10 protein-coding genes are annotated in these 8,497 nt (G+C 63.0%); 1 reads left to right on the top strand and 9 read right to left on the bottom strand.

What is annotated here, in order from left to right; all coding sequences use genetic code 11:
- Positions 1-49 precede the first annotated feature (49 nt).
- The 9 genes from VGN72_19035 to rpmF all read right to left on the bottom strand — a co-directional run bounded on the left by VGN72_19035 (position 50) and on the right by rpmF (position 7,976).
- Positions 50-397, bottom strand: coding sequence for an STAS domain-containing protein (locus VGN72_19035; GenBank protein ID HEV7301466.1), 348 nt, complete (start codon positions 395-397; stop codon positions 50-52).
- 150 nt (positions 398-547) lie between these two features.
- Positions 548-1,651 carry an AIR synthase-related protein gene (locus VGN72_19040; GenBank protein ID HEV7301467.1) on the bottom strand — a complete coding sequence of 368 codons (1,104 nt, stop codon included), beginning with the start codon at positions 1,649-1,651 and terminating at the stop codon, positions 548-550.
- Positions 1,652-2,038: 387 nt separating this feature from the next.
- A complete protein-coding gene (gene fabF / locus VGN72_19045; protein ID HEV7301468.1) occupies positions 2,039-3,280 on the bottom strand; it encodes a beta-ketoacyl-ACP synthase II in 1,242 nt (413 codons plus the stop codon).
- A gap of 102 nt (positions 3,281-3,382) precedes the next feature.
- Positions 3,383-3,622, bottom strand: a complete 240-nt coding sequence (gene acpP, locus VGN72_19050) for an acyl carrier protein (GenBank protein ID HEV7301469.1) — start codon at positions 3,620-3,622, stop codon at positions 3,383-3,385.
- Between the two features lie 200 nt (positions 3,623-3,822).
- On the bottom strand, positions 3,823-4,563 hold the full coding sequence (fabG, locus tag VGN72_19055) for a 3-oxoacyl-[acyl-carrier-protein] reductase (protein ID HEV7301470.1): 741 nt from the start codon (positions 4,561-4,563) through the stop codon (positions 3,823-3,825).
- Between the two features lie 57 nt (positions 4,564-4,620).
- Positions 4,621-5,547 (bottom strand): ACP S-malonyltransferase, encoded by a 927-nt coding sequence (gene fabD, locus VGN72_19060; protein ID HEV7301471.1) that lies wholly within the window; start codon positions 5,545-5,547, stop codon positions 4,621-4,623.
- 91 nt (positions 5,548-5,638) lie between these two features.
- Positions 5,639-6,625 (bottom strand): beta-ketoacyl-ACP synthase III, encoded by a 987-nt coding sequence (locus tag VGN72_19065; protein HEV7301472.1) that lies wholly within the window; start codon positions 6,623-6,625, stop codon positions 5,639-5,641.
- Between the two features lie 104 nt (positions 6,626-6,729).
- Positions 6,730-7,749, bottom strand: coding sequence for a phosphate acyltransferase PlsX (plsX, locus tag VGN72_19070; protein HEV7301473.1), 1,020 nt, complete (start codon positions 7,747-7,749; stop codon positions 6,730-6,732).
- A gap of 35 nt (positions 7,750-7,784) precedes the next feature.
- Complete coding sequence (gene rpmF, locus VGN72_19075) at positions 7,785-7,976, bottom strand: 50S ribosomal protein L32 (GenBank protein ID HEV7301474.1); 192 nt, start codon at positions 7,974-7,976, stop codon at positions 7,785-7,787.
- A gap of 426 nt (positions 7,977-8,402) precedes the next feature.
- On the opposite strand from rpmF, the gene VGN72_19080 reads away from it, so the two are divergent.
- Positions 8,403-8,497 (top strand): IS5/IS1182 family transposase (locus VGN72_19080; protein ID HEV7301475.1); only part of this gene is annotated, 95 nt, incomplete at its 3' end.

The following is an 8,497-nucleotide window of genomic DNA, read 5'->3' on the forward strand; positions in this document are numbered from 1 at the left end:
GCCGGTGGCTATAGGGTCCAACCCGATAGGCCCCTAACCGACATCGCGACTACGTCAGTTTCCTCACGGCTTCCTCGCGCGTTCGCGCGATCGTGAACAGGCGTTCCATGCAGCAGGCCTTGAAGATCTCGGTCAGCTTTTGCGACATGCCGCAGAGCACGAGCTGGCCGCCGGAGCTCTTCACGTGCTGGCGGATGTTCACCATCATGCCGAGCACGGCACTGCCGATGTACTGCACCTTCGACAAATCCAGAATCCATCGGCCATCGCGGCCGGTGAACTCGCGCAGCATCGATTCGTTCAGCTTGTCGAACTCGTCGACGTCGAGCGTGGCGGGCAGGTCGAGTTCGATCACCCGGATCGCCACCGCATCGCTGACCTTGAAGAACTGGGACATGAAGCCCTCTGTGCTGTGCTGACCTTGTCGATTGATCTTGTTTATCGACCCGATTGGGAAGAACTTGCCGCTAAAGCGGCAGGTCCGGTGGTGCGCAGACTACACACTTACAAACCATCGCACGTGTCGCTCACTTTGGAACATCGAGTTCTACCGCACCTTCAACGTGTCGCCCTCGAACGTGATGCCGAGTGGTTCGATCTCGACCGCCTTGCGATCGCCCTGCTTGCTCACGGTGCCGGCGACCCACGCATCGTACCCATTTTCGGTCGCGACGCGCACGGTCTTGTCGGCGTCGGCCTGCGAAACGTAGGCGGCGAAGCCGATGCCCATGTTAAAGGTGGCATAGGCCTCCCGAACGTCCACGGGCCCGCGGTTCATGATGAAGTTGAACACCGGGTGCGGCTGGGGCACCTTGGCAATGCGGTAGACGAACGGCGCGTCCAGCCGCATCAACTTGCGCCAGCCGTGCCCGGTGACGTGGGCGAGATAGTGAGCATCAATACCGGCCGCCTGGAGGGCCGCAACGAACTTCACGTAGATCACCGATGGGTCGAGCAGCGCCTCGCCATACGTTCGGCCGTCGTCCATCTTGGTCAGGTAGCCCTCGGGGAGCTTATCCGCCAGCGCCCGGCAGAGGGTCAGGCCGTTGGTCTGCACGCCCGAACTGGCGAGGAAGACAATCGCGTCACCATCCTCCACGTCGCCGGCAATGCGGTTGGACTTCGGCTCAATCCTGCCGATGGCCGAGCCCGCCAGCACGATCGTGGACGGATCGACGATCCCCTTCAGTGCCGGCGTCTCCCCACCGCCCCAGACCGCGTTCGCCTGCCGACATCCCTCGGCAAACCCGGCGGCCAGTTCGTCCGCCCGGCGGTCGTCCTCAAACCAGTTCGCATCGCCGACGGCGGCGTGCATTGCGACGCTGATCGGCAGCGCCCCCACCGTCGCCAGGTCGTTGACGATGGTCGCGACGGTATCGATGCCGATGTTGCGGTAGAAGCTCTCACCGGTCAGCTTCAGCATCGCGTCGGCGATCAGGTTCTTGGTGCCGAGCCCCTCTTCAACATGGGCGAGGTAGTAGTCGTCGGCCTCGATCAGATAAGCGCTTTCACCACGAATGGCCGCCGGCTCGGATAGGCCATGGCTGGCCAGGGCAGAGGCCGTCGTTGCCGCCGCCCGCTGGCAGGCGCGTTTGAAGGCGTCCAGGGGGTCGTAGTCCACGCCGACGCTTTGATAGCTCATCCCGCTCATGTGTGGGCTCTTGTAGGGCAGGAAGGCGAAAGGGTCAAACTTCCCGCGGGTTTGCAGGGGTGGAGCATTTGGCTCCTCACGTAGCATGGGCGTCTCGCCCATGACTGTGGCTAGAGCGGGCGTCGCGATTAGTGGCAACTAGCGAAAGCAGCGGCAATGACATTAAGCGAGTCTTCTGGCCTGACCACGGTCATGGGCGAGACGCCCATGCTACGTGCGGAGAAGTTCGCTCTTCCACCGCCGCCCCACCGCCTCATCCCTCTGCTCTTATTCGTGTTCCTTCGTGCCCGATTCGTGGGCAAATCCGTTCTATTCCAAAAGAACGCGAGACAGGCTCATCGCCTGTCTCGCGTCTTCGTTTCAGTTGTTTGAGCGGTCGCTCGCGGCTCACACCTTCTTGAACAGCAGCGACGCGTTATGGCCGCCGAAGCCGAAGCTGTTGCTCATCGCGTAGGTGACCTTCATGTCGCGGGCCTTGTGCGGGACGTAGTCCAAGTCGCACTCGGCGTCGGGCTCATCCAGGTTGATCGTCGGCGGAATCAGGTTCCGGCTGACCGCCATCGCGGACACCACGGCCTCCACGCCACCGCTGGCGCCCAGCAGGTGGCCCAGTTGGCTCTTGGTGCTGCTGACGGCCATCTTGTAGGCGTGCTGGCCGAAGGTCGACTTGATCGCTTTCGTCTCGGCGACGTCGCCCAGCGGCGTGCTGGTGCCGTGGGCGTTGATGTAATCGATGAGGTCGGGGTTGATGTCCGCGTCGGCCAAGGCCAGTTTCATCGCCTTGGCGGCGCCAAGGCCCTCTTCCTGTGGCGCGGTGATGTGGTAACCGTCACCGCTCATGCCGTAGCCGACCAGCTCGGCGTAAATCTTCGCGCCGCGCTTCTTTGCGTGCTCGTACTCTTCCAAAATCACAACGCCGGCGCCCTCGCCCATAACGAACCCGTCGCGGTCCTTATCCCATGGCCGGCTGGCCTTGGTGGGCTCGTCGTTGCGGGTGGACATGGCCCGGGCGGCACAGAAGCTTGCCATGCCCAGTTCGCAGAGCGCCGCTTCCGATCCACCGGCGATCATGACGTCTGCCATGTCGGTCTGGATGAACCGTGCGGCGTCACCGATCGCATTGCTGCCCGTCGCACATGCGGTGGCGACGGCGGTGTTCGGTCCGTTGATCTTGTAGATGATGCTGACGTTGCCACTGGCGGCGTTCACCATCAATCGGGGCACGGTGAACGGTGACACGCGCGACACGCCGCGCTCGAAAAGCACGCGGCTCTGTTCCTGAAGCGTCTCGATCCCCCCGATGCCGCTACCGATCAGCACGCCGCAGCGGTAGGAATCTTCCTTGGAGAAGTCGATCCCCGAGTCGTTCACCGCCGACACGCTCGCGGCGATGCCGAACTGCCCGAAGCGGTCGAGCCGCTTGGCCTCGCGCACATCGACGCCGTACTTGGTGATGTCGAACTTCGTGCATTCCCCACCGATGCGGCAGGGAAAGTTAGTGAGGTCCCACCGCGTGACCGAGCCGATGCCGCTCGTGCCTGCGCAGAGGCTCTCCCACATCTGATCGACGTTCTCACCAAGGCTGGTGACGACGCCCATGCCGGTAATGACGACGCGACGTTTATTCATTGCCGATTTGCGAATGCCGATTGCCGATTGGATGTGCCGGACGCCGATCGGCAACTGCCGGACTAAATCGGCAATCGCAAACCGGCAATCGGCAATCCACCACTACTTGCTGCCGTGGGCCTTGATGTAATCGATGGCCTGTCCGACGGTCTGGATCTTCTCGGCTTCCTCGTCGGGGATCGAGAGCTCGAACTCGTCTTCGAATTCCATGACCAGTTCGACCGTATCGAGCGAGTCGGCGTTCAGATCGTTGATGAAGTGGGTCTCGCGAGTGATCTCGCTCTTGTCCACACCCATCTGTTCGCTGACGATCTCGATAACCTTGGTCTCAATCTCTTCCATGTGCGTTCCACCTAACCCTGAGCTGTTTTGACCCGGACCCACGCGGGGCCGAAGGATCGGAAACTATAGCCGTGCCCCGATGATTTGCAACCACCGAAGCCGGTAACGAACTGCCAGACGCCGAATGCCGAATACCGAACCGAGTGCCGATTAACTACTTTGCCATTCGGCACTTGGCAATCGACATTCGACATTTATAACTATCCCATGACCATGCCACCATCAACCAGCAGCACCTGCCCGGTGATGTAGCCGGCGTCCTCGCTGGCCAGGAACGCCACCGCGGCAGCAATCTCGTGGGCCTCGCCAAAGCGCTTTAATGGGATGATCTGCTTGACGCCGTCCTTGATCTTGTCGTTCAGCACGTCGGTCATGTCCGTTGCGATGAACCCGGGGGCCACCGCATTGGCGGTGATGGCCTTGCCGCTCAGCTCGCGGGCGACGGTCTTTGTTAGACCGATCAGCCCCGCCTTGCTGGCGGCGTAGTTGGCCTGGCCGGCGTTGCCCATCACGCCCGCGACCGAGCTGATGTTGATGATGCGCCCGCTCTTGCTCCGCATCATCGTGCGGGCGGCGGCGCGGATACTGACGAAGGCGCTCTTGAGGTTCGTGTTGATGACCGTGTCAAAGTCCTCGTCCTCCATGCGCAGCAGCAGGCCGTCCTTCGTAATGCCGGCGTTGTTCACCAGCACGTCCAGCCGCCCATGCTTCTCGGCCACGCCCTCGACGGCAGCGGCCAGCGCCTTGCCGTCGGCGATGTCGCAGGTGATCGCTTCAGCGCTGCCACCGGTCGACTCGACCTCGGCGACGATCGACTGGAGCTTGTCGAGGCTGCGCGCCATGGCGACGACGTGCAGGCCGTCCTTCGCCAGGCGCTTCACGATCGCGGCGCCGATCCCTCGGGAACCACCGGTGACGAGTGCTACGCGTTTTTCTGTCATGTCGACTTTCTCTGCTTGCTTCTGCGATCTTCGAGACCCGTCTCGATCCTTACCTAACTACGCGACCACCAGCGCGTCCGCGGTCGCCAGGCTCTCGATCGGCAGGCGACGGTTGATCCGCTTCATCAGGCCCGCCAGCGTTCGGCCGGGCGCCAGTTCTATGAACCGAGCATCCGTTTCGCTGGCCAGCGGCACCATCGTCTGTTCCCATCGCACCGGCGAGACGATCTGCTGCACGAGCAGGTCCTTCATGCTCGCTGCGTCGTGCAGCTTCGCGGTGACGTTCGAGTAGACCGGCGTCGTGGGCGCAGCGAACGTGACGCGGGCCAGTTCGCCCTTCATCGTGTCGGCCGCGGGCTGCATGAGCGGGCTGTGGAACGCCCCGGCGACCTTCAGCGCGACCGCTTTGAACCCCGCGGCCTCGGCGGCGGGCAGCACGCGCTCGCAGGCGGCCCTGCTGCCGCTGACGACGATCTGCCCCGGCGCGTTGAAGTTGGCCGGCACCAGCACGTCGCTGCCGCGATTCTCGTCGCACAGCTTCGTGATGGCCGCCTCATCGGCGCCCATGATCGCGACCATGCCGCTGGGCGACGCAACGGCGGCATCCTGCATGTACCGCCCACGGGCCGCCACGAGCTTCAGGCCATCTTCGAACGTGAAGACGCCCGCCAGGTGCAACGCCGTGTACTCGCCAAGGCTCAGGCCGGCGTAGGCGGTGACCTGTGTCGGGTCGATCTTGCCGGCGTGCAGCGACGCGCGATGGCAGGCGACGCTGGTGACGTAAATCGCGGGCTGGCTGATGTCGGTGCCGTTCAGGCGATCTTCCGGGCCCTCGAAGCAAAGCGTGGACAGGTCAAAACCCAGCACCGCGTTGGCGACGTCGAACGTCTCGCGCGCGTGCTTGTTGGCCTCGAAGAAGTCACGGCCCATGCCGACGATCTGAGCGCCTTGGCCGGGACAGAGAATGTAAGTAGACGAGGGCATTCGGTTCCGCTGCGTACCACGGGAGGCTCGCCCGTGCTTGTGCTGAGAAAAGTGAAAATACACGGGCGAGCCGCCCGTGGTACGACAGGATCTACATCTTCACGACCGCGTTGGCCCAGGTCAGTCCGGCGCCGAAGGCGACGAAGACGACCGGGTCGCCCTTCTCGAGCTTGCCGGCCCGCACGGCCTCGTCCAGCGCGATCGGGATGCTGGCGGCCGACGTGTTGCCGTACTTGGCGATGTTCACGTAGGCCTTCTCGGGCGGCAGGTTCAGCTTTTCCATCGCGCTGTCGATAATGCGCTGGTTGACCTGGTGCGGCACGATCAGCTTGAGCGTCTCGGGCGTCAACTCGCACTTCTTCAGCGCGTCGACGATGAGTTCCTCAAAGCGCTGGACGGCGAACTTGTAGACCTCGCGACCCTTGATCTTCAGGTACTGGCCGCGCTCGCTCAGCAACGCCTCTTCGAGCGGGAAGCGGCTGCCCGGCTTGCAGTGCAGCATTTCCCAGCCACTGCCGTCGGCGTGCAGGCTGGAGTAGATGACGCCGCGATCCTTGTCGGTGCTGCGTTGCACCACGACCGCGCCGGCGCCGTCACCGAACAAAATGCAGCTGCCGCGATCGGTGTAGTCGGTGATGCGCGACAGCGTCTCGGCGCCGATCACCAGCACGTTCTTGTACCGCCCAGATTGCACGAAGCTGGCGGCCGTCTCCAGGATGTACAGGAAGCCGCTGCATGCGGCCGAGACGTCAAAGGCCGGCGTGGCGTTCAGGCCCAGCGCGGTGGCGACGAAGCAGGCGGTCGACGGGAACGCCATCTCCGGCGTGATCGTGCCGACGATGATCAAATCGATGTCCGACGCCTTCAGCCCGGCCGCCTCGATGGCGGCGGTGGCGGCCTTGGTGGCCAGCGTCGCGGTGCTCTCGTCTTTACCGGCAATGCGGCGCTCGCGAATGCCGGTGCGCTGGACGATCCACTCGTCGTTCGTGTCGACCATCGTCGACAGCTCGGCGTTCGTCAGGCGCTTCTCCGGCACGTAACTTCCGGTGCCGGCGATGATGGCTGAATAAGTGGACATTGCGGATTTCGGATTGCAGATTTCGGATTGAGCGTCCCGGTGGATTGCCTTTCAATCCGCAATCCGAGATCCACAATCCGAAATCAATTCACTGCTCGGCCAATTTACTGCTCTACGACCGGCACGCTCTTCTCGATCTTCTCGACGATCTTCTCGTTCACGCCGCTGGCGACCAGCTGCTTGGCGACGCGGATCGCGTTCATGATCGCGCGGGCGTCGGAGCGGCCGTGGCAGATCAGGCAGTAGCCACCGACGCCCAGCAGTGGCGCGCCGCCGTACTCCTGCCAGTCGTGCTTGGCGTAGATCTTCTTCATCGTAGGCTTGAACTGCTCGAGCAGGTCAGGCGCGAACTCGGCCAGTTCGGCCAAAATCGTCTGGAACAACCCTTCGCTGATGCCCTCGGTGAACTTCAGCAGGATGTTACCGACGAAGCCGTCGCAGATGACCACGTCGACCACGCCCTTGAAGACGTCCTTGCCCTCGACGTTGCCCACGAAGTTGATGAGCGGCTCGTCGCGCATCAGCTTGCGAGCCTCCTTCACCATGGCGTTGCCCTTGGCGTCCTCCTCGCCGATCGACAGCAGCCCGACGCGCGGGTTCTCGATGCCCGCCACCGCGGTCGCATAAGCGGCCGTCATGAGGGCGTACTGCTCGAAGTGCATCGGCTTGGGTTCGGGATTGGCGCCGACGTCGCAGACGAAGACGGGGCCGTGGAAGGTCGGCAGGATGACGGCGATGCCGGGGCGGCTGACGCCCTTCAGCGTGCGCATGCGCAACTGGGCGGCGGCGACGCAGGCGCCGGTGTTGCCGGCGCTGATCACCGCGTCGGCCTCGCCCTTGGCCGCGAGCTTGCACATCACGGCGATGCTGCTGTCGGGCTTGTTGCGAATCGCCTCGACCGGCGAGTCGTCCATCTCGACCACCTGCGTGGTCGCGACGATGCGGAAATGCTTCTTCTGATCGGCTGACAACGGACTGGCAGCCAGGCCGTCCTGGATGACGCGCTCGTCACCCACCAGCAGGATCTCATCACCCGATTCGAGCAGCGGAACGGCGTCCCAGCAGCCCTTAAGAATGGCGGCAGGCGCTTTGTCGCCGCCCATTACGTCAACCGCAGCTCGCACTGGTAACCCTCCGTGTCCCGCAATCGGCGATCAGGCTAGGCGTTCCCGCCGTCTTGCTCAACCGGCAGGGCGAGCTTCGGATTCACGTAACCACATTGGTCGCACGACGCGTGCGGCAACTTCGAGTTGCCGCACTGCGGGCAGCGCACGTAGTGGATCGGCTTGAGCGCCAAGTGCGAACGGCGCTTACGCTTACGACTCTTGGAATGTTTCTGAACGGGAAGCATGACTTACTCCTGCAGCGCCACTCTCGCCAAGCACGCCAACGACTTTTAACTCAAGTCCAAAATAAAGTCCCGGCGGGCTGACCCCACCGGGAAAAGAGGGGATACGTTATATAGATGGTCCGAATATGTCAATCCCTTGGGAGGGGACCGTCCCGTTCATTCCCGGTCCGCTTCGGTTCTGTCTGAGAACGTACTCTGAGTCCACCGCCGTAGGGGCAGGCCTCCGTGCCTGCCCTCTTTGTTCTGGGAAAAGAAGGAGGGCAGGCACGGAGGCCTGCCCCTACGTGGGGCTTGCAGACAGAACTGCAGTCTTTAGGCTCTGCTCGGGATGACATCCACCGCGTCTACACCTCATTCGGAAGGAAGCCGCCCTCACCCTAAGAGCATGTTATGGACTTTTCCTTCGCGTGGCGCTGAACTTAGGGGATGGCAAGGAAGCCTTACCCCAGCGACGTCTCGGATGAAGAGTGGGATTTTGTGGTCGCATACCTCACGCTGATGACCCACGATGCTCCGCAGCG

Source organism: Tepidisphaeraceae bacterium, assembly GCA_035998445.1.
In the GTDB taxonomy this organism is placed as follows: domain Bacteria; phylum Planctomycetota; class Phycisphaerae; order Tepidisphaerales; family Tepidisphaeraceae; genus DASYHQ01.